The organism is Dolichospermum sp. UHCC 0259 (assembly GCF_009711935.1).
Taxonomy (GTDB): Bacteria; Cyanobacteriota; Cyanobacteriia; order Cyanobacteriales; family Nostocaceae; genus Dolichospermum.
On sequence record NZ_VIKX01000164.1, the window covers coordinates 1 to 843 of the forward strand.

Annotated in this window: 1 protein-coding gene; it reads left to right on the forward strand. The window is 38.2% G+C overall.

Annotated elements, in window-relative coordinates; translation table 11 throughout:
• On the forward strand, window positions 1-476 hold a 476-nt coding region (locus tag FJR05_RS12710; RefSeq protein ID WP_168644449.1), incomplete at its 5' end, for a Tn3 family transposase.
• Window positions 477-843 lie beyond the last annotated feature (367 nt).

An 843-nucleotide genomic window follows, 5' to 3' on the forward strand; every position in this document is an offset into this window, starting at 1 on the left:
CTACTTCTACCTACCCTATAAACTCTCGAAAGTGGGGGGAGAGTGAAAAACTACGCAATTTATTGCACCCTACTTATCAAGCTTTGGCGGAATTAGGTAAGGCTGTTAAGACTATATTTTTGTGTCAATATCTGCATTCTGTTGATTTGCGACAGGAGATAAATGCTGGATTAAATGTGGTGGAAAATTGGAATAGTGCGAATAGTTTTATTTTTTATGGCAAAGGTGGGGAGATTGCGACAAATCGCTTGGAAGACCAAGAATTGGCGGTGTTGTCCCTACATTTGCTGCAAATTTCTTTGGTATATGTTAATACTTTGATGATTGAACAGGTGTTATCACAACCTCAGTGGATGAAGTTGATGAAGCCGGAGGATTTACGCGCTCTTTCTCCTTTGATTTGGGCTCATGTTAATCCTTATGGTACTTTTCGCTTGGATATGAATGAACGGTTGCCGATTGAGACTATGGTTTGATGTCTAAAAAGTTACAAAGAAGTGTTCTTCTTATGAGAGTCTTTCACAGTAAGGCTTTCAGCCTATCTTGCCCCTGGTGACAGCTTCGCTATATCTACCCCGATTTTTTTATGGTCATAGTGATGGATTAAAATATTGTCAATAAGTGGTCGTTAATGCGAATATTTTGGTCATTATTGAGATTTAATTGCCCTTATTGATAAGATGCGTTTCCCCTGGATGGACATATATAGTCTGATTCAAGGTACAATGATATAAATCTATCTAAGTGATTAGACAAGCCACCTAGTGTGTTAATTTTGACAGGAAAACCAGGGATTTCCTTCATGCAGAAAGTATGATAGAAAAAAGGATACCTGAAAGCTCA